The sequence below is a fragment of the Terribacillus sp. 7520-G genome, assembly GCF_002271665.1.
Taxonomy (GTDB): Bacteria; Bacillota; Bacilli; order Bacillales; family Amphibacillaceae; genus Terribacillus.
The window spans coordinates 1-22708 of record NZ_NQFP01000021.1; the positions used below are offsets into that span (position 1 = coordinate 1).

The 22708-nt window shown below is 45.6% G+C and carries 28 protein-coding genes and 1 pseudogene; 13 read left to right on the forward strand and 16 right to left on the reverse strand.

The window, feature by feature from the left end:
• Positions 1 to 121: 121 nt before the first annotated feature.
• From CHH53_RS08010 to CHH53_RS08060, 11 genes are all read right to left on the reverse strand, one after another.
• The gene (locus CHH53_RS08010; RefSeq protein WP_095215607.1) at positions 122 to 676 is read right to left on the reverse strand and encodes a DUF420 domain-containing protein; all 555 of its coding nucleotides are present in this window, start codon (positions 674 to 676) and stop codon (positions 122 to 124) included.
• A gap of 84 nt (positions 677 to 760) precedes the next feature.
• Positions 761 to 1273, reverse strand: a complete 513-nt coding sequence (locus CHH53_RS08015; RefSeq protein ID WP_095215608.1) for a YfcE family phosphodiesterase — start codon at positions 1271 to 1273, stop codon at positions 761 to 763.
• A gap of 9 nt (positions 1274 to 1282) precedes the next feature.
• A complete protein-coding gene (locus CHH53_RS08020) occupies positions 1283 to 1882 on the reverse strand; it encodes an XTP/dITP diphosphatase (RefSeq protein WP_095215609.1) in 600 nt (199 codons plus the stop codon).
• 122 nt (positions 1883 to 2004) lie between these two features.
• On the reverse strand, positions 2005 to 2913 hold the full coding sequence (locus CHH53_RS08025; RefSeq protein WP_095215610.1) for an NAD(P)/FAD-dependent oxidoreductase: 909 nt from the start codon (positions 2911 to 2913) through the stop codon (positions 2005 to 2007).
• A gap of 69 nt (positions 2914 to 2982) precedes the next feature.
• A complete protein-coding gene (locus CHH53_RS08030; RefSeq protein ID WP_095215611.1) occupies positions 2983 to 3384 on the reverse strand; it encodes an Rrf2 family transcriptional regulator in 402 nt (133 codons plus the stop codon).
• 104 nt (positions 3385 to 3488) lie between these two features.
• Positions 3489 to 4616 (reverse strand): GerMN domain-containing protein, encoded by a 1128-nt coding sequence (locus tag CHH53_RS08035; protein WP_095215612.1) that lies wholly within the window; start codon positions 4614 to 4616, stop codon positions 3489 to 3491.
• A gap of 72 nt (positions 4617 to 4688) precedes the next feature.
• Positions 4689 to 5504 carry a glutamate racemase gene (racE, locus tag CHH53_RS08040; RefSeq protein WP_095215613.1) on the reverse strand — a complete coding sequence of 272 codons (816 nt, stop codon included), beginning with the start codon at positions 5502 to 5504 and terminating at the stop codon, positions 4689 to 4691.
• A gap of 2 nt (positions 5505 to 5506) precedes the next feature.
• Complete coding sequence (locus CHH53_RS08045) at positions 5507 to 5992, reverse strand: MarR family winged helix-turn-helix transcriptional regulator (RefSeq protein ID WP_095215614.1); 486 nt, start codon at positions 5990 to 5992, stop codon at positions 5507 to 5509.
• 18 nt (positions 5993 to 6010) lie between these two features.
• Positions 6011 to 7486: a potassium/proton antiporter gene (locus CHH53_RS08050; RefSeq protein ID WP_095215615.1), complete on the reverse strand. Its 1476-nt coding sequence runs from the start codon at positions 7484 to 7486 to the stop codon at positions 6011 to 6013.
• 153 nt (positions 7487 to 7639) lie between these two features.
• Positions 7640 to 8086, reverse strand: a complete 447-nt coding sequence (locus CHH53_RS08055; RefSeq protein WP_095215616.1) for a hypothetical protein — start codon at positions 8084 to 8086, stop codon at positions 7640 to 7642.
• A 134-nt stretch (positions 8087 to 8220) separates the two neighbouring features.
• The gene (locus CHH53_RS08060; protein ID WP_095215617.1) at positions 8221 to 8532 is read right to left on the reverse strand and encodes a hypothetical protein; all 312 of its coding nucleotides are present in this window, start codon (positions 8530 to 8532) and stop codon (positions 8221 to 8223) included.
• A 417-nt stretch (positions 8533 to 8949) separates the two neighbouring features.
• Here CHH53_RS08060 and CHH53_RS08065 point away from each other — a divergent pair, with 417 nt between their 5' ends.
• Positions 8950 to 9915 (forward strand): S66 family peptidase, encoded by a 966-nt coding sequence (locus tag CHH53_RS08065; RefSeq protein ID WP_095215618.1) that lies wholly within the window; start codon positions 8950 to 8952, stop codon positions 9913 to 9915.
• Between the two features lie 224 nt (positions 9916 to 10139).
• On the opposite strand, the gene CHH53_RS08070 is transcribed toward CHH53_RS08065, so the two are convergent.
• A complete protein-coding gene (locus CHH53_RS08070) occupies positions 10140 to 10364 on the reverse strand; it encodes a helix-turn-helix domain-containing protein (RefSeq protein ID WP_038562019.1) in 225 nt (74 codons plus the stop codon).
• 590 nt (positions 10365 to 10954) lie between these two features.
• Here CHH53_RS08070 and CHH53_RS08075 point away from each other — a divergent pair.
• On the forward strand, positions 10955 to 11302 hold the full coding sequence (locus CHH53_RS08075) for a DUF4064 domain-containing protein (RefSeq protein WP_095215619.1): 348 nt from the start codon (positions 10955 to 10957) through the stop codon (positions 11300 to 11302).
• A gap of 28 nt (positions 11303 to 11330) precedes the next feature.
• Positions 11331 to 11822, forward strand: coding sequence for a hypothetical protein (locus CHH53_RS08080; RefSeq protein ID WP_095215620.1), 492 nt, complete (start codon positions 11331 to 11333; stop codon positions 11820 to 11822).
• A 108-nt stretch (positions 11823 to 11930) separates the two neighbouring features.
• Here CHH53_RS08080 and CHH53_RS08085 read toward each other — a convergent pair whose 3' ends face one another.
• The 3 genes and pseudogenes from CHH53_RS08085 to CHH53_RS08095 all read right to left on the reverse strand — a co-directional run.
• Positions 11931 to 12257 carry an antibiotic biosynthesis monooxygenase family protein gene (locus tag CHH53_RS08085; protein ID WP_095215621.1) on the reverse strand — a complete coding sequence of 109 codons (327 nt, stop codon included), beginning with the start codon at positions 12255 to 12257 and terminating at the stop codon, positions 11931 to 11933.
• A gap of 190 nt (positions 12258 to 12447) precedes the next feature.
• A complete protein-coding gene (locus CHH53_RS08090; RefSeq protein WP_095215622.1) occupies positions 12448 to 13350 on the reverse strand; it encodes an aminoglycoside phosphotransferase family protein in 903 nt (300 codons plus the stop codon).
• A gap of 66 nt (positions 13351 to 13416) precedes the next feature.
• Positions 13417 to 13592 (reverse strand): annotated as a pseudogene (locus CHH53_RS08095) (PhzF family phenazine biosynthesis protein); the annotation flags it as partial.
• Between the two features lie 269 nt (positions 13593 to 13861).
• On the opposite strand from CHH53_RS08095, the gene CHH53_RS08100 reads away from it, so the two are divergent.
• The 8 genes from CHH53_RS08100 to CHH53_RS08135 all read left to right on the forward strand — a co-directional run bounded on the left by CHH53_RS08100 (position 13862) and on the right by CHH53_RS08135 (position 20231).
• Positions 13862 to 14167, forward strand: a complete 306-nt coding sequence (locus tag CHH53_RS08100; protein WP_095215623.1) for a YfzA family protein — start codon at positions 13862 to 13864, stop codon at positions 14165 to 14167.
• A gap of 15 nt (positions 14168 to 14182) precedes the next feature.
• Positions 14183 to 14554, forward strand: coding sequence for a GntR family transcriptional regulator (locus tag CHH53_RS08105; RefSeq protein ID WP_095215624.1), 372 nt, complete (start codon positions 14183 to 14185; stop codon positions 14552 to 14554).
• Positions 14555 to 14559: 5 nt separating this feature from the next.
• A complete protein-coding gene (locus tag CHH53_RS08110) occupies positions 14560 to 15426 on the forward strand; it encodes an ABC transporter ATP-binding protein (RefSeq protein ID WP_095215625.1) in 867 nt (288 codons plus the stop codon).
• Positions 15419 to 16027 (forward strand): ABC-2 transporter permease, encoded by a 609-nt coding sequence (locus tag CHH53_RS08115; protein WP_095215626.1) that lies wholly within the window; start codon positions 15419 to 15421, stop codon positions 16025 to 16027. Before CHH53_RS08110 ends, CHH53_RS08115 begins: the two co-directional genes overlap by 8 nt.
• A gap of 270 nt (positions 16028 to 16297) precedes the next feature.
• Positions 16298 to 17149 (forward strand): STAS domain-containing protein, encoded by an 852-nt coding sequence (locus tag CHH53_RS08120; protein WP_095215627.1) that lies wholly within the window; start codon positions 16298 to 16300, stop codon positions 17147 to 17149.
• Between the two features lie 175 nt (positions 17150 to 17324).
• The gene (locus tag CHH53_RS08125) at positions 17325 to 18803 is read left to right on the forward strand and encodes an aldehyde dehydrogenase family protein (protein WP_095215628.1); all 1479 of its coding nucleotides are present in this window, start codon (positions 17325 to 17327) and stop codon (positions 18801 to 18803) included.
• 105 nt (positions 18804 to 18908) lie between these two features.
• On the forward strand, positions 18909 to 19652 hold the full coding sequence (locus CHH53_RS08130) for a thermonuclease family protein (protein ID WP_095215629.1): 744 nt from the start codon (positions 18909 to 18911) through the stop codon (positions 19650 to 19652).
• Positions 19653 to 19778: 126 nt separating this feature from the next.
• Positions 19779 to 20231 carry a DinB family protein gene (locus tag CHH53_RS08135; protein WP_095215630.1) on the forward strand — a complete coding sequence of 151 codons (453 nt, stop codon included), beginning with the start codon at positions 19779 to 19781 and terminating at the stop codon, positions 20229 to 20231.
• Between the two features lie 142 nt (positions 20232 to 20373).
• Here the strand turns inward: CHH53_RS08135 and CHH53_RS08140 are convergent, their stop codons facing one another.
• Positions 20374 to 21072 carry a Type 1 glutamine amidotransferase-like domain-containing protein gene (locus CHH53_RS08140; protein ID WP_255374707.1) on the reverse strand — a complete coding sequence of 233 codons (699 nt, stop codon included), beginning with the start codon at positions 21070 to 21072 and terminating at the stop codon, positions 20374 to 20376.
• Between the two features lie 277 nt (positions 21073 to 21349).
• Here CHH53_RS08140 and CHH53_RS08145 point away from each other — a divergent pair, with 277 nt between their 5' ends.
• Positions 21350 to 22057, forward strand: coding sequence for an MBL fold metallo-hydrolase (locus CHH53_RS08145; RefSeq protein ID WP_095215631.1), 708 nt, complete (start codon positions 21350 to 21352; stop codon positions 22055 to 22057).
• Positions 22050 to 22580: a TetR/AcrR family transcriptional regulator gene (locus CHH53_RS08150; protein WP_095215632.1), complete on the forward strand. Its 531-nt coding sequence runs from the start codon at positions 22050 to 22052 to the stop codon at positions 22578 to 22580. Before CHH53_RS08145 ends, CHH53_RS08150 begins: the two co-directional genes overlap by 8 nt.
• Positions 22581 to 22708 lie beyond the last annotated feature (128 nt).

The following is a 22708-nucleotide window of genomic DNA, read 5'->3' on the forward strand; positions in this document are numbered from 1 at the left end:
GTGTTGCTTTTATGTATGTTGCCCTCTCTTAAGGACAAGATTTATTCTACATGAAATTGCACGTACAGTCAATAGTTTTTTTGAAATTAATAAATTGCCCCGGTTTCCCGGAGCAATCGTGTCAATAATACGGGCGGATCATCAAGTAGACGATGACGCCTGTCAGGCTGACATAAAGCCATAGCGGCATGGTCCAGCGGGCGATCTTGCGGTGACGGGGCACGTCCATGTTCCAGGCACGGGTGATCGATGCGAGGGCCAGCGGTACGATGACTGCTGCCAGCACGATGTGCGTGATCAGGATAAAGAAATAGATTGGACGGATGATGCCTTCGCCTCCGAAGGGTGTATCCCCTGCCAGATAGTGATACGCCACGTAGGAGATCAAGAACAATGTGGTTGTGACAAAGGCCGAATAGATGAAGCGCTTATGCCAGATGATGTTCTTCTTCAGGATGAAGATCAGGGCCAACAGCAGGAAAATGAACGTAAAGCTGTTGAAAATGGCATTCAGCATCGGCAGGATGTGTACGTCAAACAGATCGAAATTTTCGACAGGCGGTAAGCCGCTCAGTACGACAACCAATCCATCGATGATGATGGTCAGCCAGATAACAAGCGGACGATAATTGCGTTTTTTATGATTTGGTTTATAACCGAAATCGGCTTCATTCATACAGAATCACCTCAATTCAAACACTAGTATAACGTAAGTATGAGCTGATTCGGCAATAAAAACGTTACAATTTTTTGTCCAGGTCTATTTGAACGAAACAGATTTCTCCAGTTCCGGCACTTCATTGCCATCCAATGTATAAAAGCGGACCGTCGCAATTCCATCTTCATAGGTAAGGATGGCATAGGTCGGATGCGGCGATTGCTTCGGCAGACGGATGCTGCCAGGATTGATATACAGCCTGCCGTCCATCACATCCGCCCTCGCCACATGGGAATGACCGTAGCAGACGACCTTGGCGTCTTTTTTTGCAGCCAGCTCCTCCAACGGACCCAGGCTCGATTTCACCCCATACAGATGCCCGTGGGTGATGAGTATCGGCAGCTCGGCTACCGAAAGCTCTTCGATGTCCGGATAGGCCCTGTCATAATCGCAGTTTCCAGCAACCCGATAGTAGCCGTCCATTTCAGGAGCCTCAAAAGGCAGCTCCGAATCGCCGCAATGTATCCTCGCTATGACATCATCTTCATGACGCTGCTTCAGCATAGCCACTTCTTTCGTCAGCCCATGACTGTCACTCGTTATCAGTATTTTCATCCGTATCCCTCACTTTGCCTGGTCATTCAGCCATTTTTCCAGATGGAGCATTGCCTGCTTCCGGTGGCTGATTTGGTTCTTCTCTTCCGGTTTTAGTTCAGCCATTGTTTTTTCGTAGCCATCCGGCTGAAAAACAGGATCATAGCCAAAGCCATGGTCGCCGCGCGGCACTTTGGTAATGGAGCCATCCACATGTCCCCTGGCATAGAATGTTTCTTTACCAGGCTGGGAAACAGCCAATACACATACAAATCGGGCACTGCGCTCCCCTTCCGGCACATCCTGCAGCTCTGTCAGCACTTTATCCATATTCGCCTGGTCACTTTTGGCTTCACCGGCATAACGTGCCGAGTAGACGCCTGGGCGGCCATCGAGTGCATCGATCTCCAACCCGGAATCATCTGCAAGTACGGGAACCTGCAGGTGGCCTGCGATTGTTTCTGCCTTCAGTGCAGCGTTTTCCTCGAATGTCGTACCCGTTTCTTCGATATCATCGAATTGCTCTGCCAAATCGTCGAGCCCATAAGCCGTTATATCATAGTCCGAGAAAAAGGCCTTGAATTCCTTCAGTTTACCGGCATTTTTTGTTGCGATGATGATTTTATCCATTACTAGTCCCTCCATTCGAACTTCTGTGTATCTTGTACCCTCGTTGGAACTTGTTTAATAGTATGTAATAAAAAAGGCAAGCTCTACTTCAGTATAGCTTGCCTTTTGTCGTAATTCAAAAATCAGCTGAAGCGGGATTCAACAAAATGCAAATTCATACTTGCTGCGACCTTCGCACCTTCTGCCGCTGCCAGTATAAGCGAGGAAGGAGCTTGATTGACGTATTCACCTGCTGCATAGACATGCGGCACACTCGTTTGTCCGGATGCTTCCGTGATCAGTTTTCCTTCTTCATCAAATGTACATCCCATATCGGCTGCCAAGCTGTCTTTGCGGATAAACTGCGGCACGACGAAGCCGCCTGATCGTTTTATGCGTTTCCCATTTTCAAAGACGACTTCCCGCAGCATGCCATTTTCCCCGATCAGCTTCGTGATCTTTGCCTGTTCCACGCGCACCCCATGCTTTTCGAATAAAGAAAATGTCTCCTCACCAAGTATATTTCCATTGGAGGCGATGACAAGATCTCCTGTCCAGTTAAGCAGCAATTTTCCCATATGGAGAATGCCTGCTTCCGCTTCCGCGAATAGGATCAGCGGCTCCTCTCTGCGTTCATAGCCATCGCAATAAGGACAGGAGAAAATACTCCTTCCATAAAAGGAGGCTATGGAAGGAATGGCAGGGAATGATTCACGGATACCCGTCGCCAGCAAAACCTTGTCTGCAAGATAGCTGCTGTCATTCGTTTGGACTTGGAAATCAGCCATTGTCGTTTGCTTCTTGATGCCTGTCACTTCTGCTGCAACAAATGTGACAGTCGGATATTTACCCAGATCCTGTCTGGCTTCTTCCCTGAATTGCGCTGGGGTGATGCCGTCTCTTGTCAAGAACCCATGCGATTCCTGTGTTACTCGGTTTCGGTTTGTATCATCATCAAAAATAACCACACGCTTTCGCGCCCTGGCAAGCTGCAGCGCTGCACTCATCCCTGCCGCACCGCCGCCGATTATCGCACAATCCCATTTTCCCATTGCCAACACCCCTTAACGGATTTAAAAGACTCGTAATATCTACAATTGAAAGAAAGAAAAAACAGCTATTCATTCGCTGCTTTTATCTTCCAGCAAAGAAGCTATCGTTGTCTGACGAAGCTCCTTCTCCATTTGCACTTCTGCTTTTTCCATTACACGTTTCACAACACAAGCCGGCTCGTCATGCAAGCTGCATTCAAAGATGGAGGCTTTCCCCTCAATCGCTTGAATGATATCGAAAAAGGAGAGCTGCTGCCATCCACTCCTGAGCCTGTATCCGCCGTTTGCTCCCGAAGAAGAGGTAATCAGGCCTTCTTTTACCAGCTTCGTGAGAATCTTGGATAAATACGTCGGGGAAACCTGCTGATGATCTGCAAGCTGCTGCACCCCAATCGGCTGCTGATCCGCTCTTTCTTTGGCTAAATAAAGCATTGTGTGCAGAGCATAGTTCGTCGCTTTGGTGAATTTCATTTGCCGCACTCCAATCATAGACTTTACGTGTCTACGATAACCTTTAAATAGGAGGCTGTCAATATACGCACGAAAAAAGCCTGGTCACATGACCAGGCTTCCTATCATAGTTTTTCAGCCGGAACGTACTGTTCTCTTGTCACAGGTTCAGCATAGGCTTCCCCATGTTCATTGAACACTTCTTCGACGCCTTCCACCTTGACGGAGACTGCTTCCACTTCCTCACGTTCTGTCAAGCTCATCACAAGTGTTTCCATCAGTTGGTCTGTGATGGCAGCTTCATCGACATTACTCAATACTTCCTTGTTGAATTCCAGGTTGAGCACGCCATCTTTCAATGTTGGCTCGGATGTGAGGGCGGAGCCTGTGTTGAAGACATTGGACAAATTGCTGTCCATCGATGGTCCGTCGATCAGTGCATTGACGATTTCTTCATAGTCGTTGTCGGCATTGCTGTTCATCCGCTCTGTCACTGGCACTTCATAAGGCGTACCATCGACTGCCTCGGCCGGGAAGTAAAGCGTGACAGACTCGCTGTCCACAGTCGTGATGCCATTGTCCATCAAGTTGATGCCATCGGCACGGGAATAGCTTTTCCCGATCGGTGTGCCATCCACTGGCATTTTCGCCAAATCTTGTCCCTCTACACGGATTGCTACGTCCTTCACATTCTCAAACTGTGTCAGCGTGTACGTGATGGACTCGAGGATTTTTTTCTCGTTTGCTGCTTCGTATTCATTGAACTCTTTCGAGAAGTCGACGACCAAAGTACCATCTTTCTGGGCGTCGATTCCATTGATGGTCGTACCTGCCGGCAATACTGCCTCGAAGCCATTCGGAAGCATGTCCGTCACGGGACCGTCTTTCACAAGGTATTCCAAGGTTTCTTTGGCTACTTCATTTGTCTGCGGCAGTTCGAAGGTCATCGGCACCACCATTCCATTGGCATCCAATAGGAACAGCTGACGCTTGGCAGTGGCAGATTCGCCTTCCTTGGCACCTTCTTCAGGCTGCTTCTCCTCATCGCCTTCTGCCGGTGCCTCTCCTTCAGCCGGCGCTTCGCCTTCTGCTGCACCCGGTTCAAGTGCATTTTCCTCCAGCTCGTCCACATAGGTTGTATCCTGCGGCACGTCGACTTCATCGACAGCCTGCTCTCCTTTCAAGGAGCATCCGGCCAATAAAATGGAAAGGCCTATTACGCTAGTGAAAAGACCTGCTATTTTCTTATTCATACGCACTTCTTCCCCCTTGATGGTTTGTACTAACATGTATACGAGCCATCAAAGGTTTTAGACCATCTTTATTCAGATTGATTGCGCACTGCCAAGCTGTATCCTGTCTACTTCCGTCACCGGCTGCTTCAGCCACATATTCGCGATTTTCATGAAAAGCTTTGTATCCCCCGTTGCATAAAACTTATGGGAAACGGGGCGATCCCCTTCATAGAGCTTCCGTTTGAAGCCTAGGATGGCACTCACTTCCCGTGCCGTTTCATCTCCGGAACTGATCACTTCCACAGCATCCCCGACCACTTCCTCGATCACCGGCTTGATGATCGGATAATGCGTGCAGCCAAGGATGAGGGTGTCCATTTCCTTCCAATCCTTCAAGTCTACCAGCGCCTCTTCAATGACTTGGCGCGCCAATGGACCCGAAACAACACCCTTTTCCACCATCGGGGCAAATGCCGGGCAGGCAAGCCCCTCGATTTCCAGCTCACTATTTATATTTTTCAGCGCTTTCCGGTACGCATGACTGCGGATCGTCCCCTCCGTACCGAGTACACCGATATGATTCGTTTTCGTTGTCTTGATTGCTGCACGCGCGCCTGGCTCGATGACACCCACGACCGGTATATCAAGCTTCTGCTTCAGCTCTTCCAACGTATAAGCCGTCGCTGTATTGCAGGCAATCACAAGCATTTTGATGTTCTTTTCCAGGAGGAAGTTCACCATATCCCACGTATATTCCACTATTTCCTCTTCCGGTCTCGGACCGTACGGGCAGCGCAATGTATCGCCGACATAGATGAGGTTTTCCTTCGGCAGCTGACGCATCAGCTCCCTCGCAACGGTCAGACCGCCTACTCCTGAATCAATGACACCAATCGGATAATCCACGTTTATCTCCTCTTTTTCTTCTCTGTTTCAGCCTCTAGCTGTTCGTAATCATTCATTTTACCGTGTAACTTATGTAAGAGCAACTGCAGCTGGTCAGCCTCTTCAGGAGAAAAAGTTTCCAGCAGCTTTTTCAGATATGCTTGACGCTTTTTGATCACTTCTGCGATGATTTGCTCTCCCTTTTCAAGGATATGCACCCGGACGATACGCCGATCCCTTTCATCACGCACCCGCTTTACCAGCTCGTTCTTTTCCAAGCGATCGACGATATCGGTCGTCGTGCTGATGGCAAGCCTGATTGTCTGGGAAAGCTCGCCGGTCGTCATATCCCCTTTGTCCGCCAGCCATTGCAGCGCGACGAACTGCGGTGCAGTAATCGGGTACTGCAGGAGGATCTCCCGTCCTTTTTGCTTGATGATTGCAGAAATATGCCGCAGCTCCTTCTCGATTGCTGCAATTCTTTCCGCTGTCAGTGTGTCGTGCACCATACATTCCTCCTGCTATGCTTATATTAGTTTATTCCTGCGTAAATATTTTGCGAGTTGTTTCTTATATGGCAAAGCGACCATGATATACAGCGTGTCGCCAGCTTTGATGACTGTCTGTCCATTCGGCGAGATGATCTCACCGCTGCGCAGGATGGCATTGATCAATGTCGTCTCCGGGAAATTGAGATCCTCCAGCCGTTTGCCGGTGATCTCATTCAAATCCGTTGGTTTATATTCTACCATCTCGAGATTGTTCCGTCCCATGCTGATCAATTCAAGCGTTTCTATCTCATTCGTGGTCGGCGGCTCCACCAATTTCAGCTTCGCCGCAAGCGGTGTGACAGTCGAGCCCTGCAATACAGTCGATAACAGGACGACGAAGAAGACAGCATTGAAGATGAGCTGGCTGTTCTCGATTCCGGCGATGAGCGGAAAGAGTGCAAGTACAATCGGTACGGCCCCTTTAAGCCCGGCCCACGAGATGAACAGCTTCTCTTTTGCTGTGTATTTGAAGCGAATCAATGACAGGAAGGTTGCCAGCGGACGAGCCAGGAATATCAAAACAAGCGACAGCAGGAAGCCTTTGATCATGAGGCTGGGTGTGAATAATTGCGTCGGAAACACAAACAATCCCAACAAAACGAACATGCAGATCTGCATGAGCCAGCCGAAGCCCTCATTGAAGCGGATGATGGATCGGCGATATGTAATTTCCGCATTCCCGATATAAAGCGCGCTCACATATACCGCCAATAATCCGGAAGCATGGATGATGGACGTAAATCCATAACTTATCAAAGCGAAAGCAAGCGCAAACAACGGGTAAAGGCCGCTCGTATCCAAGTTGATCCGATTGATTGCCGTCACGGCGATATATCCAATGAGCAGCCCCATCGCAGCACCTGCTCCCATTTCCCAGATAAAGCTGCCGATCATGCTGACCACATTGGAACCATGGCCGCTGATCAACTCGATACAGGTGATCGTCAGGAACATCGCCATCGGATCATTCGTGCCGGATTCTGCTTCCAGTGTCGCGGCAAGCTTTTCTTTGACATTCTGTCCCTTGAGGACAGAAAACACTGCCGCTGCATCCGTCGATCCGACGATCGATCCAATGAGGACGGATTCCAGCCATGTCAGATCGAAGATATAATGAGCCGCCACAGCGACGATGGCCGCTGTCAGCAATACACCGATCGTTGCCATCGTCATGGCAGGGGCAAGTGCCGGCTTCATCGAATGCCAATTCGCGTGGAGACCGCCTTCGAATAAAATGACAATCAGGGCAAAAATACCGATTGCCTCCGCCAAATGGGCATTATCGAAATAAACAAGACCAAAGCCATCGCTCCCGACGATCATCCCGACCGCGATGAACAAGACAAGCGCCGGGACACCAAGCCTCGTCGAAAACTTCGTCACCACGACACTTACAACAAGCAGCAGCGCGAAGAGAAAAATAAATTGATTGGTAATCATATAATCATGCATGTACATCCCCCTACAAGGTGTCGATCAATTTCTGACTTCTTTATCCTATCCTCAATTTTACCGTTAAAAACACGCAACTGCATGTATTTCGCCCTGACCGAACCTTTTCATACAAAAACCGACTCACCCGAGTCGGCCTTCCCCCAGCTCTATTCACTTAAACAAAGGACTGAGCGTATACGATCGAAATAACTCCGAGAAGGATGATAGCGGCAATTCATGATAGGGAATGGCCCTGCATCCATTGATGCTGATCACCAAGCATTTCTGCACATCATCATATCTGCTGACGACCGTATTTCCCTTTTTCATCGCCCACCTTTCAAAATCCGCCGGCGGAGAGCTTCCCAGCTGTTCTGCCTGGAATTGCGCGATGCTGCATTCCACATCGCTGTAATGCGAAGCCACTTCCGCAAGCGTCAAATGATGCTTCTCGGCAATCGGCGTCATGACAATGACATCATCTTCATCGGCCATATAATACGCTCCCGCTTCCGTGACTTGAACAAGAGCATCCCGGACATCCTGGTAAAGCTGCCGCTGCAAAGCAGGCAGTGACGCGATGACAGGAGCGACAGACGGACTTTTCACAATTTCCATGGAAAACCCTCCTTTTCTGTACAGTTTCGACAGAATTGGAGGGATACCTGCAATTCCCAAGCAAAAACCGGCTATGACAGGCCGGTTTCATACAGTGGATATAATAAATAATCTAATACGGAAAGTTACTTTTCTTATTCTCCGTCCCCTCCGCCATCGGAACCCCCGCCATCATAGGAAGGACTGCTCGGACCAGCATCATAGGATTGGGAGCTTAGATCTGTATCATGATATCGCTTATGGCCGCCATCATTTTCGGAATCCACCATCATCATCGAAGTATATAAGGAAACATCGCCATCTTTATCAGATTTACTTTTTGATTGGTGCCTGTTTTCCTGTCTGGATAAATCGGAATTTTTCCCTTTTTTCTTTGGAAGCAGCGCTAATAGGATGATGATAAGTACAATTAGCGGTGCAATGATCCATAAAAGAATAGCAATCAACTCCTCTGCTAAAATAGTATGACACCATGGTAAATAACGAAATTAAAAACCCCCTCCAGCATAACATAGAACCAGCGCTATCCATTTGCCAAGAAGCTCTTGGCAGCTTTCTTACATGGATCCAATTCGAAAATCTTTTTAGCAGGAGCAAGTGTGTCTTGCTCGCTGCCTGCTTTATCTTGCACGTCATGTAAAAACAAGATAGGCTAAGTATTCTGTCGCTGGTGAGCAATTTCATACTGCACCCCGTACCTTTTGAAGCATTTTTTAAAGAATCTCCATGCTCTTTTCTTCTTTAGATCAAAAAACACCTGTAAAAATACAAGTGTTTAAAATTGAGCATCTCTATTTCATTTGCTTTTAAGCGTTTCTCTGCTTGTGTATAATTGGATAAATTTAAAAGTGAGGATGTAGATGATGATCATTCCCAACAAACTAAAAAAAGGTGACGAAATCCGAATCATTGCACCCAGCCGCTCTCTAAGAATCTTGTCTGGGAACGGCATTCAAACAGCAGCCAAACGGCTTCAAGCTTTAGGCTTTCATGTCACATTCGGTAAAAATGTCGAAGTGTGTGACTTACAAGATTCTTCTTCCATTGAACAACGCTTGGAGGATTTGCACGAAGCCTTTGCTGACAAGAATGTGAAAGCAATTCTAACGGCAATTGGCGGATTCAATAGCAATGAGTTATTGCCTTATGTAGATTATGCATTACTAACGGAAAATCCCAAAATATTATGTGGATTTAGTGATATTACAGCACTTGCAAATGCCATAAGTGCAAAATGCAATTTCATTACATATTCCGGACCGCACTTTTCAAGTTTCCAAATGGATGGGTTACAAGCATACCAAACAGCTTATTTCAAGAAATGCCTGATGGAAGGGCAATCCTTTGAACTGCAGCCTTCGAATGAATGGAGTGATGATGTTTGGTTCCTGGATCAGGATGATCGCACGTATGAGGAAACGGAATGGAAGGTTTATGCAAGCGGAAGCACAACAGGAACATTGATTGGAGAGAACCTTTGTACTCTCAATCTGCTGCAAGGAACCGAATACATACCCGATATCCAAGAACGTATCTTATTCTTAGAAGACGATGAATTGACTACCCCTGAAACTTTCGCTAGAGATTTAACATCCTTGCTCCAAACAAGCAAAAGCATAAAAGCACTTTTGTTAGGACGTTTTCAAAAGAAATCAAATGTATCCGAAAAGCAGCTTCATTTTATTTTGGATAAACACCCGCAATTAAAAAACATACCCGTTATTTATGATATGGATTTCGGTCATACACAGCCAATAATGACCTTGCCTATTGGAGGAGAGATACGTATAGATACCAAAAATATGCGATTAGAAGTCCATGAATTTTAAGAGTAACGATCATTGCGTTACCCCAGTTACAGCAAAACCTGCTCATTTTTCAATAGCGTGTTCTGGATTTTTGTCTAGCCATGATACTGCAGAGCATACAAACACCATATCACACCAAACAAAAACCGACCATTACAGTCGGTTTTAATTAGCTGCTCAGCAGACCATTGTTCTCTATATGCATACAGACAGCTATGTCAGTCGACAGGCAGAGCCCATGCCTGTCAGAGCTTCAGTTCCCCCATGCGAAGGAGCTCCACTACAGCCTGAGACCGTCCCTTTACTCCCAGTTTCTGCATCGTATTAGATATGTGGTTACGTACTGTTTTTTCTGAGATAAACAGCTCTTGGGCGATTTCCTTGGTTGTCTTATCCTGAACCAATAGTTCAAAGACTTCTTTTTCTCGTTTGGTGAGTAATTGTTTTGGCCTGTAGTCATTATCCTTCAAAAGTTAACCCCTCCTTGCTCTCTTCAGGGTTGCTGCGTCAGGTATTTATTTAGTCCATGTAGCTTATGTAAACCGACGCCGGAGGGTGAACGGATTTCGCGAATTGTTCGCGATTGTTTGACGGAGAAGTGACGGAACTAACGTTGCTAAGATATTAGCAAGTACCACTTTTGAATGGATTTGCATATTAGGTATCACTTCCCCACCACCTAAATTAGCTTCGTCAAACTTAACCAATTACTTTCCCTCTTTTCTGACCAACGCTCTTTCTTCATCCAATCCAAGATGTATTCCCTTGCGCTAATCATGCTGCTAACTTTTCTTATGGAGCCTTACTTAGAATCTGAATGTACGCTGCAAAGGTCATTCTCGATAGTGACTTAAACATATTGCGTTCCATACATTCCACAAAAAGATAAATATACAAATTTATAATATATATAGTGCGTTTTATCTATTAATGGTATATAATGCATTTTGGTAAGTTTATATAACTATTTATTTTATTCCTTTTCATGAATATAGATCTATATTCCTTCCATTTGATTAGTTATATTAACTTACTCACTATCAAAGAAAGGAGTAACTTTATGAGCAGAACTACAGAATTCGTATTAGGCCTAATCGGAGGTATACTAGGGTTCTTCGGGGCAATTTTCGCTTTATTTATCGGCAGCGTCGATGCTGCTTTTAGCGAAACCGGTACAAGTTCACTTACCGGGTTGGGATGGTTTGCCTTCTTATTCTCAACTCTTGCTATCATTGGTTCAATCGTCGTTAAATCAAAACCAAAATTTGGCGGTATTTTACTTTTAATCTCGGCAGTCGGAGGACTAATCAGCATCTCTTTCTTCTATTTAATTTCTGCCGTATTAATCGCTATCGCAGGTTTAATGGGCGTATTCAGAAAGAACAAAAACGTAAAGCAAGCCGCTTAAAACCATACATACAAAATGGGTTTATAATTTGAGAAAGTTACTAGGTCTTAGTCTACTTTTGGCACTGACGCTAGCTCTTGCAGCTTATGGTTCTGCCGAAAATGTATATACAGGATCTGACTCAGCTAAAGCTGAATCATCTGAAAAAGAGAAAACAACTGAATCCGAGGATACTTCCAAGAAAATCGACGTATCTGATCAATCCATGACTGCTGCCGGATTAAAGGTCGGTCTAGGTGATATCAAAATTCTTGAAGATAAAATTCAAGTTGGTATCAACGTAGAAAACACCAATTCTGACGCAGTGAGTTTTTATCCAGACATGGATTCCGCCGTTATTGGCGATATGCAAGTAGATGCCAATATGGTCATGACAGATGGGGATATCAGTGGCGATATCCTAGGCGGAAAAACAATCGATCCAGCATCCGTTAAAGAAATCAAACTAATCCTTGGAGATGTAACATCTGCAGACTATTTGACAACCGAGCCAGTCGAATTTACAGTTACAGTACAGTAAAAAAGCCCCCTGGGGCTTTTTTTCTCTAATAGCCATAAGGAGAGGGCAGTCATGCACTCTGGTGCTTATGATATATTTTATGTCTTTGATCTCCCTCTGACTCAGGCATTACATCTCAAAAGAATACTCTCTTTCCACCTTACAAATTCTTACATTATAATTTTTATACCATATCGCTTTCCCCTTTTCTTGTGCCGCCACATGGGCTGCGTTTTCCTTCCAGCTCTTGATATCATCCAGCGATTTCCAATACGAAACCGTTATTCCCAACCCGCTATCCCGTGCACTCTCCATTCCTAAAAAGCCCTTTTGCTTCGATACGAGATCTTCCATCACTTGTGCCATATGTCCATATCCATTGTCGCCTTCCGTTCTTTGGGATGTGAATATGACTGCATGATACGGTGCTTGTGCTCTTTTCTCTTTACCAGTCATCGTTTATCCTCCCTTAGTTTTCTTCTCTACTGCTGTCAGCACCATTCCTATACCTATTAAAAACAAAAAAATCGATCGTACTGGGGAGATGAGGGTCTCCCCCTTCATTCAGGCTTCAGCAAGGGTACGAGATTATAAATATCGCTCAGTCTATTTAAAAAGGTGCTTAATTGCAGCTCTTTATCACAACTCACTTCCTGCTATACCATTCAGGAATTATGCTGCTAAAGTAATCATGATCTTTCAGGACATCAAGTGAGTAAGCAAGAAGCAGATCAAAGTGGCTTTGGCTCCTTTTCTTTCCCCATACCAGTGCTGATACGATGTGGGTTGCACTATAAAAAGAATATAGTTCCCAGAATGAATCTTGTATAAGCTGTCCGTCATGATAACCATCCAATATACCATTTGTAAACTCTGTACTCACTCGCTTTGAAAAGAAGCCCAGCTTTTGCAGATCATGTATCGGGTCTCCCCAGTCCATCCTCTGAAAATCAATTATCCCTGAGAAGCATTTATTATGTATTAAGAGATTGGAGGGATGAAAATCATCATGCTGAAACATATTCGGCCTGTCTTTCATAAGATGAAGGTTGGTTTCGATATACATTTGAAGGATGTCCATTATGTTTTGGTCCAGATTTAATTTTCCAAACTCCAGCATATAATTTTTAATTTTATTCGATTTTACGTCATACCAAGGTGGCTGGTGTAATGGGGCGGATAATGCATGGAGCTTCTTTAGTTCACTTCCTGCCGACACTCCTGCGGCATATTGTTCTTCTTTCGTCAGCTTGCTTAACCCAGCCTCTGCATCGATCCCTGGCAGATAGGACAGAACCATATAAGCTTTCCGGAGGTCCTTTACATATCCAAATTCCAATCCTTTCGGGACGCATTCTGATAGCTCGCAAAGCCTGTTCAGAGTTAAAAATTCTGCCTCCCTTTCAGCTGCTTCTTCTATGGAAAATAATCTTAAAAGATATTTCCGACCGATTACATACTTCTGATCATAAGAAAAGCCCTTCTTTAATTCCATAATTTCGTTTGTATGCCTTAAGTATGAGATTGCCTCCTTTATGCGTGTATCCATTGTTCTCCCTCCAGAAAATCAGTTGAAACCACTCAACCACCAAAGTGCTTGGAGATCCATTCACTGTGTGTAGAACCGTATTCGATATTCAGCTTTATACGATTCCATCAAAATGCAGTTTCTTTAAAGCCGAGTTTCGAAGCGACCTCCTGCATTTGAGAATCTGTCAATTCGTCTCCATTTAACACGACTCCCGCCGGATTTCCCTTATTACGTTCTTTACTAAATGCATCATAATGATAAAAATTCTTTTATAGCCTCTTCACCCTAACTAAATTTTAACAGAAACTGGATTTGGTTCACTATTTTTCATGCAGAATAATAGTTAAATTAGTGCCCTAGGTTGTAGAGAAGCCTACATTGCGCTCTCTCTTTGTCCTTATTCAGCATCCAAATCCGAATCAATTCTCCTTTTATTAACAAAAATGGTTGCACATCTCTCCACCTTTGTATATATTGTATACATAGTACATATACAATATTATCATGAGTAAAAGGAGCGTAATCGAGAATGCATAGTACGGAAAAAGCCCCTACTTTACATCTGGCTAGGCGCTGGATAACCTACCTCGTTATTTTTCTTCTTGTCCAATTGGTCTTCTTTCTGGTCGATGGTACGTCCTGGGAGCCGAATATCAACGATGGCGACAGCTTCCTCCTAAGGATGTTCCGAAGTATTTTGGATTCAGCGCTTTTCACGGAATGGATCGCTCCATACTCCTATCCATATTTCAATATGGTAATGACCGTTCACATCCTTGCACTGCTAGTTGTGGCGATTGCGGATGTGAACAGAATACTTAACTCCAAAAAATGAAGAAGAGGGATCGGCATGCAAATCATTATTTCCAATAATTCAAAGGAGCCGATTTATGAACAGATTACAAATCAAATTAAATCGTCCATTTTATCGGGGGAGCTGCCGGAGGGTGCAGCCATACCTTCCATGCGCAAGCTGGCACAGGATTTACAAATCAGCGTTATAACGACGAAGCGGGCTTATGAGGAATTGGAAAAGGCAGGATTCATTTACTCCATTGTCGGCAAAGGCTCCTTTGTTGCGGAACAAGATTTAGACTTTATCAAAGAGAAAAAACTGAAAGTCATTGAAGAGCAGCTGCATGCTGTCATTGCAAATAGTCGGGAAATTGGTTTGTCCCTGGATGAATTGCAGCAGTTATTAAGGATTTTATACGAGGAGTGATGCAAATGGAGAATGTAGTGGAATTGGGCAATGTGTCAAAGAGTTACAAAGATTTCTCTATCAATGACATGAATCTGCAAGTGAAGCGCGGCTTTGTGCATGGCTTTATCGGTGCAAATGGTGCTGGTAAGTCAACGACGATCAAGATGATGATGAATCTGCTGCAGCCGGATGCCGGTGGAGTGAAGGTATTTGGGTTGGACTACAAGACACATGAGAAAGCCATCAAGCAACGAATTGGATTTGTCTACGATGACAATGTGTATTTCGAAGGTCTGCATTTAAAAGATATAAAACGTATTGTAGCTCCAGCGTACAAACATTGGGATGATGCATTATTCGCCCAATATGCGGAACAGTTTGAGCTTCCGCTCCATAAATCGATCAAACATTTCTCGAAAGGTATGCAAATGAAGGCATCCTTGGCGATCGCTTTATCCCATCATGCAGAGCTGATCATCATGGATGAGCCGACAGCAGGCCTGGATCCTATTTTCAGACGGGAGCTGCTCGGGCTTTTACAGGAAATAATGCTGGATGGGAACCGCACCATCTTCTTCTCCACCCATATCACCACAGATTTGAATCGCATCGCAGATTACATAGCCTTCATAAATCGGGGGGAATTAATTTTTAATGATTCCATCCACGACATAACGGAAAATTATGCGCTTGTCAAAGGAAGGACAGAGTTTCTGGATCGAGATACGGAAAAGGCATTCGTGCACATAAATCGTTTGTCAACAGGCTTTGAAGCACTGACGGAAAATGTGGATGCCGTGGCAGAAATTTTTGGGGACAGCGTGGTTATTGAAAGGGCCACACTTGAGGATATTATGTTTCATTTGAAAGGCGGTGTGCAGCGTGTTTAATTTAATCAGGCGGGACTTCATCATCCAGAAACGTCAACTGCTGCTCTATCTATTACTGATATTATTTTTTGTCATAGTGGGAAGACAGGATTCAGTTTTTATCTTTCTGCTTGCCAGTCTCATAATGCCCGTGAATATGATTGCTTATGATGAAAAACCGGAAACAAACATTTTATTGAATTCGATGCCTTATACGCGCTTCGAAATCATTGCTTCCCGCTTTCTCGGGACAATTGTTTTCATCATTTTATCTATCGGGGTGACGAGTGTTTTATTGTATGTTTTCAATAGGCCTTTTTCAATCGCAGATATTGCCATAAGCAGCAGTCTGGCCTTATTGCTGCTATCTTTTTACCTGCCGATGACTTATATCATGAAACCAGGTTATAGTTCCCCATTTGCATTGGTCAGCTTCCTGGTTTTGGCTGGTATCGTTCCTCCTATAGTATCCTACTTAGGAGAAAGGCTGACATCCGTAACGGATTTCCTTCTCGGTTTATCTATGCCAATCCTTTATACGAGCGCCCTGCTTCTTGGCATAGTCATTTACACAGCTTCCTGGGGTATCACTACATTCATTTATCGACGGAAAGCCTTTTAGTTGGTTCCTATCAAGATCACACTATAAAAAGCGTATTCAAGCCATCACTTGGATACGCTTCTTACTTTTCAAACACTTCCCTGCCAGAAATGGACTTTGTTTAATCACGGGCCGTATCGGGAATAACAGTAGGCAGACTTGTACGGAAAGCTGTTTGTTTCACAAATAAGGGGGGGCTTTTCCAATCCCTTTTAGCTTTCCTTACCCATTCTCATGGATTATCATTGAAGAAGTATGTTCATAAAGCAGTACATTTAAAGGGGAATCAGAATGAAAGACGAATTAAGATATATTGGTCGGAAGATACAGAAGAACAAGGACATCATAGCCGATTCTGTCCTGCAGAACCTCGATTCGAAGCTGAACCAGGAGCTTCGCATTTTATCCCTTCCAAAAGAAGAGTTATCCGAATTCAATGCAGAACTTGTTTTCAACATCGGTGCCATTCTTTTCGCGGAAGATAATAAGGAAGAAGTAAAACAGAACTTCCTTTGCTGGGGAGCCAGGGCCGGAAAGACCGCTACTGAAATGAATACCTCTTTGACTGCCACATTACAGTATGTATCCAGCTTCCGGAGCGTCATATGGAACATTTTCACAGAGGAACTGGAGGAACGCCATTTTGCTCCCATTACGATGCTTGACGTATCGAAGATCATCGACCCGATGCTGGAGATGGTCAGCTTTGAGATTGGCAAGCAGTTCGAGAGCCATAATACGAAGATGATGAATATTGCGTACAGTGCGCTGGAAGAACTGTCCGTTCCGGTCGTTCCAATTTTTGAAGGATTGGCAGTGATACCTATTGTCGGGGATATCGATACGCACCGTGCCCAGCTGATCATGGAAACAGCGTTGACACAGGGAAATGCCCTGGAACTGAATCATCTCGTTTTGGATGTTTCGGGTGTTGTGATGATCGATACGATGGTGGCCGACCAGATTTATCAAATTGTCCAGTCCCTTAAAATCAGCGGTATCGAAACGATCATCACTGGTATCCGACCGGAGATCGCCCAGACGATGGTGTCGCTCGGTTTGGATTTCAAATCACTCTCCACATTATCCAGCCTCAAGAATGCGCTGCATCTTTTAGGGTACGGCAAATTGGAAAAAAGCTGATCGTTCTCCGGTCAGCTCTTTTTCCATTTTTACCCCTCTTCAGAAATCCCACCCTGATACATTTAAGCCTCCTGGGCTTCATTCTTTATAAAAATATTTTACTAAATAGGTTAATAACCTCCGATTTCCGGGTAGATTATTACTATGTTTTCAATCTAAAACGGAGGGTTGCTTTATGCCGACCGAACCTATCGTCATCGATGCCATCATCGATGGCAAGAAACACAAAGCAGAGAAACAAGCCCCCCGCGAGAATCCGGCACATCCGGAGGAAATCGTCGGGTACGCACCATTGAATACGAGAGAAGAAACCATCCAAGCGATCGATGCAGCAGATGCAGCTTTCACCACCTGGCGGGAGACAACCTTCGATGATCGAATCGCCCGCATGAGACGCGCCATCCAGAAAATCAAAGATAAGACTCCGGAAATTGCAGCCCTTCTGTCACGGGAGCACGGCAAGGCATTGTATGATGCCGAAGGAGAGATTGGCGTTTCCTTGATGTGGATGGAATTTGCTTGCGATAATATTGCCGAGGCCCTCCAAAATGAGGTACAGGAGCATAGCGGCGGCAAAACGATCATCGCCCATGATGCAGTTGGCGTCGTCACTGCCATTTCCCCTTGGAACTATCCGATTTCGCTCTCCACCATCAAAATTGCGCCGGCGCTGCTTGCCGGAAATACGATGGTGCTGAAACCAAGCCCGCTGGCCCCTCTTGCGGTCAGCAAAATAACGGAGCTGATCGCCGATGAATTCCCGCCGGGTGTATTGAATCTGGTGCACGGCGAAGCCGAGGTTGGCGTAGAATTGACCTCTAATCCGAAGGTTGCCAAAATCGCTTTTACAGGCGGAACCGAAACGGCGAAGCATATCATGAAAGCTGCAGCCGATACGATCAAGCATATGACACTGGAACTCGGCGGTAATGATGCCGCCATCGTGCTGGATGATTTTGATGTGAATGACGAAAAGGCGATGCGGCGGCTTGTTATTTCGAATTTCCTGACAGCCGGGCAGATTTGTATGATTGCCAAGCGGGTATACGTACATGAATCCATTTTCGATCAGTTTATCGAAAAATACCGGGAAGCAGCCGATAAATGGATCCGAGTCGGAGATCCATTTGATGAAAGAGTCACGGTGGGTCCTGTCAATAACAAAAAGCAAATGGAATTTGTCCAGAGCCTGATCGATCAGAGCCAGCAAAAAGGCGCCGAAGTCATCAAGCTTGGAAAGATAATGGATGAAGAATTATATCAGCAGGGTTACTTTATGCAGCCCACGCTTGTGCTGGGTGCTGATTATGATGATCCAATCGTAGCGCAGGAACAGTTCGGACCTACCGTGCCCATCCTGCCCTTCAAGGACGACAAGCATGCCATTCAGCTTGCCAATAACAGCATTTATGGGCTGACCAGCTCGGTATGGGGCAAGGAAGAGCATGCCGTTGAAGTAGCGAAACACATCCAAGCCGGTACGACCATGATCAATACAGCTGCCATCCAGGGACTGGATGTCCGCTTCCCGTTCGGCGGCGTGAAGCAATCCGGAATCGGACGCGAATATGGAAAAGAAGGTCTTCTCGCCTATGCTGAAACGCATGTCATCAATATGCCAAAGACGTTGGATCTGCCATATATACCAGAATGAAAAAAGCAGTGCATCCGGTAAAGATGCACTGCTTTTTGCTCTTGTTAGCCGGCGTTTTCCTTCGTATCATAAGGATAGCTACAGCTATGAAGGAGCATTCACAACATGAAAAATACGATACATAGTACAATTTGGCTGATCATCTCCTTGTTTTTGATCAGTGCATGCGGAACAGCCAATACCTCAAATGAGCATCCGGATTCGAAGACACAGGCAACGACGACGTCCGGAACGACAGATAGAGCCGAAGTTTCACTGGTGAGGATCGTGGATGGGGACACCATCAAAGTGAATTACAATGGTCAAGAAGAAACAGTCCGCTATTTACTCATCGATACCCCCGAGACGAAGGCACCAAACAAATGTGTGCAGCCTTACGGGAAAGAAGCTTCCAAACGAAACGAAGAATTGGTGACGAATGCAGATAAACTGGAGCTGGAGTTCGATGTAGGGGAAAGAATGGACAAATATGGACGGCTGCTTGCTTATGTTTACGCAGATGGAGTAAGCGTCCAGCAGACCTTGCTCGAGGAAGGATTGGCACGGGTGGCTTATGTGTATCCGCCAAATACGCGATATCTTGATGCATTCGAGGAAGCCGAAGCATCTGCCAAAAACAAAGGTGCTGCAGTTTGGAAGCAAGACGGATATGCTACGGAACGCGGCTTTGACGGCTGTGCCACCAATCAGGATACCTCTGATGCACCAAATGAGGACAACTCAAATGAATCAGCGAACTTTGCCAATTGCACGGAATTGAGAAAAACATACCCTGATGGTGTACCAAGCACCCACCCTGCTTATCAGCGCAAGTTTGACCGGGATAAGGACGACTATGCTTGTGAATGAGGATTGATCCTAGCGCTGATTGCGATCAAACAGGTACACCTTATCCGATTCACGCAGTTTTCTACGGATGACATACCGATTGCTATCATTTATAGTGGACATGAATAATCTAAAAGGAGTGTACATATGAGCAAAACAGCATATTGGAAAGAAAACTGGCTGCAGCACCGCAATGTATTGATCAGCCTGCTGGACCAAATCGAAGATGGCCATCTTGATTTCAAGCCATGGGAAGATGCGATGACACTTCGCGACCTGGTACTTCACATAGTCGGATCGAATGACATGTTCGTGAATATGGTAAAAACAGAAACAATGACGGCACCGGAGCTTCCCGAAGTCCATACGATGGACGACCTGAAGAAAGCCGTTCAGCATTTCACGGATCAGACCATACAAGCCTTTGATAAGGTCACAGATGAAGAATTGGCTTTGCAAAATGAAGCAAAAATCCCCGGTATGCAAGGCAAAAAAGAACTCTATCTGCAGGCTATGTATGATCATGAGCTGCACCATAAAGGACAGCTATTCCTTTACGCTCGCCTGGTCGGAGCAACTGACCTGCCTTTCTTCCGCTAAGAAAGCGGCCTTGCAGACAATCGCTGCAAGGCTGCTTTTTATTTTTTCAAAAAACCGCTATACATGCGAGAAATAAGGATGATCTCTGCTGCCTGACCAAGGCAGCCAGCATGTTGTGTTGGATACAAATGTGATAGAGAATCTAATCCAGGTAAGCAGCCGGTATAGCCTCTTCAAAAGTTTCAACTCCTTGCCTGCTTATTTTATATGCGGGGGTATTCCTCCTGGAACAGATTACATGAATCAACTGTTCATCCACGAAATGCAGGGCGGCACCGTCATCCACCCCGTATCCTTCTTTCATGGTCCCTTTCCCGATGGCCTCCAAATATGCCGGCCTCCGCTTTATCTCGCCATCAAAATGCGGACAGATACTGCCCGATAGCATACCTAACCCCTCTATTGCATACAGCGGTCCATTCAATGGATCTGTCACACCATCTTCAAACCAGCAATTAGCCCCTGCACTAATCCCCGCCAGGATCACGCCATTTTGATAAGCTTCGGCTATTATCCCATCCAACTCCCATTCCTGCCACAATACCAGCAAATTCCGCGTACTGCCTCCACCGACATAGAGAATATCCTGTTCCAACACAAAATCATGCAGATTCTGAAACAACGGCTCAAATAAAGACAGATGACAAGGTTTGCATGTAAGCCGACCGAATGCTTCATAAAAACGCCGGATATACTCCGGCTTATCGCCGCTGGCTGTCGGAATGAAGCAAATTCTAGGTTCTTTTTCCTCACTTTGCGAAAGAATATATCGATCAAGTGCCAAGTTGTCCGGCTCCATTGAAAATCCTCCGCCGCCAAGGGCAATGACCTGCCGTTTCACTGAACTCCCCTCCTCCATATGCATAAACTGCAAGCAAACAACGAAACCAGCAGCTGTGAGTGGCGTCGAATGACCAGCCGAATCTCCACACTGCCGTCTGCTCAAATCCTCCATCCGCAGCGTCTGTTTCTCCCAGCATACGAATGAAGCCCTCCTGCTTAGTCGAAATTTCTTATGCTCACCCTATCATAAATCCAACTCATGGGAAATAATTCCTTGCTAAACTAATGCCATTAGTTTATAGTTTAACTAATATCATTAGTTTGGAGTGTGATTCATGCGTATTCGTAAACAAGATAGTTTATATCAGCTTACTTTCATGCCTCGTTTATTTCCAGTGAACTGTTATTTAATTGAAGAAGAAAACGAATTGACATTGGTTGATGCTGCCCTGCCTTCCTCCGTATCATCCATTCTTTCAGCCGCCCGTACAATCGGAAAACCGATTACCAGGATCGTGCTGACACACGCACATTCGGACCATATCGGCGCTTTGGACGGCTTGAAAGCTGCCTTGCCTGATGTGAAGGTCATGCTGTCAGGGATGGAGTGGGATATACTCCACAATAAAGAGAAAACAGCAGAGGGGCTTCCGATCAAAGGCAGCTATCCAAAAGATATCAGGACAAAACCAGATGATCTCTTGAACGAAGGTGATCGAGTCTGCTCACTTGAAGTCATTTCCTCCCCCGGGCACTCACCAGGTATGCTGGCATTTGTCGATCGTCGGAATGGCGCGCTTCTTGCCGGAGATGCCTTTCAGCTCCGCGGAGGAATGGCAGTCTCCGGGGATGTCAGATGGCGATTCCCATTCCCTGGCTGGGCAACTTGGAATAAGGAGTGCGCGATTCAATCTGCCAGGAAGCTGGCAGACTTAGAACCTACTATCCTGGCGATTGGACATGGCGATCTACTGCACAGCCCGGCAGCCAAAATGAACGAAGCAATCCTGCTTGCTGACAAAGGGACAAGACGTCATGCCTAAAATGCATCTCACAAAAACTGACATTCTAGATGCCGCACTTTCTTTAGCAGAGCAGCACGGCTATGAAGCTGTCACCATGGCAAACATTGCCCGATCCCTGACAATCAAACCGCCCTCCCTGTACAACCACTTCAAAAACCTAGAGGAGATCAAGCAGGCAATGGCTGAAGCTTCCCAAAAGCAACTGTATGAGGCTTTGAAAGGTACAGAACAGACGGCACAGCCAATGCTGTCACTCGCAAAGGCGTATGTGACTTTCGCGAATACCAATCCCGGGTTGTATGCTGCTTCCCTGCCAGGCGGTAATGGGGAATATGCAAATGCTCTCGTTCAACTCGTCGGAGCCGCCCTTCAATCTTATGAGTTGGAAAATGAAAAAAAGATCCATGCAATCCGCGGCTTCAGAAGTATGCTGCATGGATTCGTCGACTTGATTAATCGAGATGGATTTAAGCTGGACGTCGGCTTGGAAGCATCCCTTGAAGAAGTGGTTGATATATTCGAACGCGGTTTAAGCTCGTAATCCCTTGGTTATTGGAGCCGATCCAAGTTGCATTTTTGGATGACAGGGAATCCCGACTGGGCAGTAAACTCTGAATATCGTCTTGCTTGCCTACTCTCAGTGATTGAAATTAACATGAAGCATGATTG

Bases quoted from the DNA above. Each gene is read 5' to 3' on its own strand.
- CHH53_RS08020 (WP_095215609.1), bottom strand. From the start codon at position 1,882: ATGGATAAAATCATCATCGCAACAAAAAATGCCGGTAAACTGAAGGAA.
- CHH53_RS08145 (WP_095215631.1), top strand. From the start codon at position 21,350: ATGCGTATTCGTAAACAAGATAGTTTATATCAGCTTACTTTCATGCCT.
- CHH53_RS08110 (WP_095215625.1), top strand. From the start codon at position 14,560: ATGGAGAATGTAGTGGAATTGGGCAATGTGTCAAAGAGTTACAAAGAT.
- CHH53_RS08150 (WP_095215632.1), top strand. From the start codon at position 22,050: ATGCCTAAAATGCATCTCACAAAAACTGACATTCTAGATGCCGCACTT.
- CHH53_RS08045 (WP_095215614.1), bottom strand. From the start codon at position 5,992: ATGGTGCACGACACACTGACAGCGGAAAGAATTGCAGCAATCGAGAAG.
- CHH53_RS08125 (WP_095215628.1), top strand. From the start codon at position 17,325: ATGCCGACCGAACCTATCGTCATCGATGCCATCATCGATGGCAAGAAA.
- CHH53_RS08090 (WP_095215622.1), bottom strand. From the start codon at position 13,350: ATGGATACACGCATAAAGGAGGCAATCTCATACTTAAGGCATACAAAC.
- CHH53_RS08015 (WP_095215608.1), bottom strand. From the start codon at position 1,273: ATGAAAATACTGATAACGAGTGACAGTCATGGGCTGACGAAAGAAGTG.
- CHH53_RS08105 (WP_095215624.1), top strand. From the start codon at position 14,183: ATGCAAATCATTATTTCCAATAATTCAAAGGAGCCGATTTATGAACAG.
- CHH53_RS08050 (WP_095215615.1), bottom strand. From the start codon at position 7,486: ATGCATGATTATATGATTACCAATCAATTTATTTTTCTCTTCGCGCTG.
- CHH53_RS08130 (WP_095215629.1), top strand. From the start codon at position 18,909: ATGAAAAATACGATACATAGTACAATTTGGCTGATCATCTCCTTGTTT.
- CHH53_RS08135 (WP_095215630.1), top strand. From the start codon at position 19,779: ATGAGCAAAACAGCATATTGGAAAGAAAACTGGCTGCAGCACCGCAAT.
- CHH53_RS08120 (WP_095215627.1), top strand. From the start codon at position 16,298: ATGAAAGACGAATTAAGATATATTGGTCGGAAGATACAGAAGAACAAG.
- CHH53_RS08085 (WP_095215621.1), bottom strand. From the start codon at position 12,257: ATGACTGGTAAAGAGAAAAGAGCACAAGCACCGTATCATGCAGTCATA.
- CHH53_RS08010 (WP_095215607.1), bottom strand. From the start codon at position 676: ATGAATGAAGCCGATTTCGGTTATAAACCAAATCATAAAAAACGCAAT.
- CHH53_RS08055 (WP_095215616.1), bottom strand. From the start codon at position 8,086: ATGGAAATTGTGAAAAGTCCGTCTGTCGCTCCTGTCATCGCGTCACTG.
- CHH53_RS08100 (WP_095215623.1), top strand. From the start codon at position 13,862: ATGCATAGTACGGAAAAAGCCCCTACTTTACATCTGGCTAGGCGCTGG.
- CHH53_RS08075 (WP_095215619.1), top strand. From the start codon at position 10,955: ATGAGCAGAACTACAGAATTCGTATTAGGCCTAATCGGAGGTATACTA.
- CHH53_RS08030 (WP_095215611.1), bottom strand. From the start codon at position 3,384: ATGAAATTCACCAAAGCGACGAACTATGCTCTGCACACAATGCTTTAT.
- CHH53_RS08035 (WP_095215612.1), bottom strand. From the start codon at position 4,616: ATGAATAAGAAAATAGCAGGTCTTTTCACTAGCGTAATAGGCCTTTCC.
- CHH53_RS08025 (WP_095215610.1), bottom strand. From the start codon at position 2,913: ATGGGAAAATGGGATTGTGCGATAATCGGCGGCGGTGCGGCAGGGATG.
- CHH53_RS08065 (WP_095215618.1), top strand. From the start codon at position 8,950: ATGATCATTCCCAACAAACTAAAAAAAGGTGACGAAATCCGAATCATT.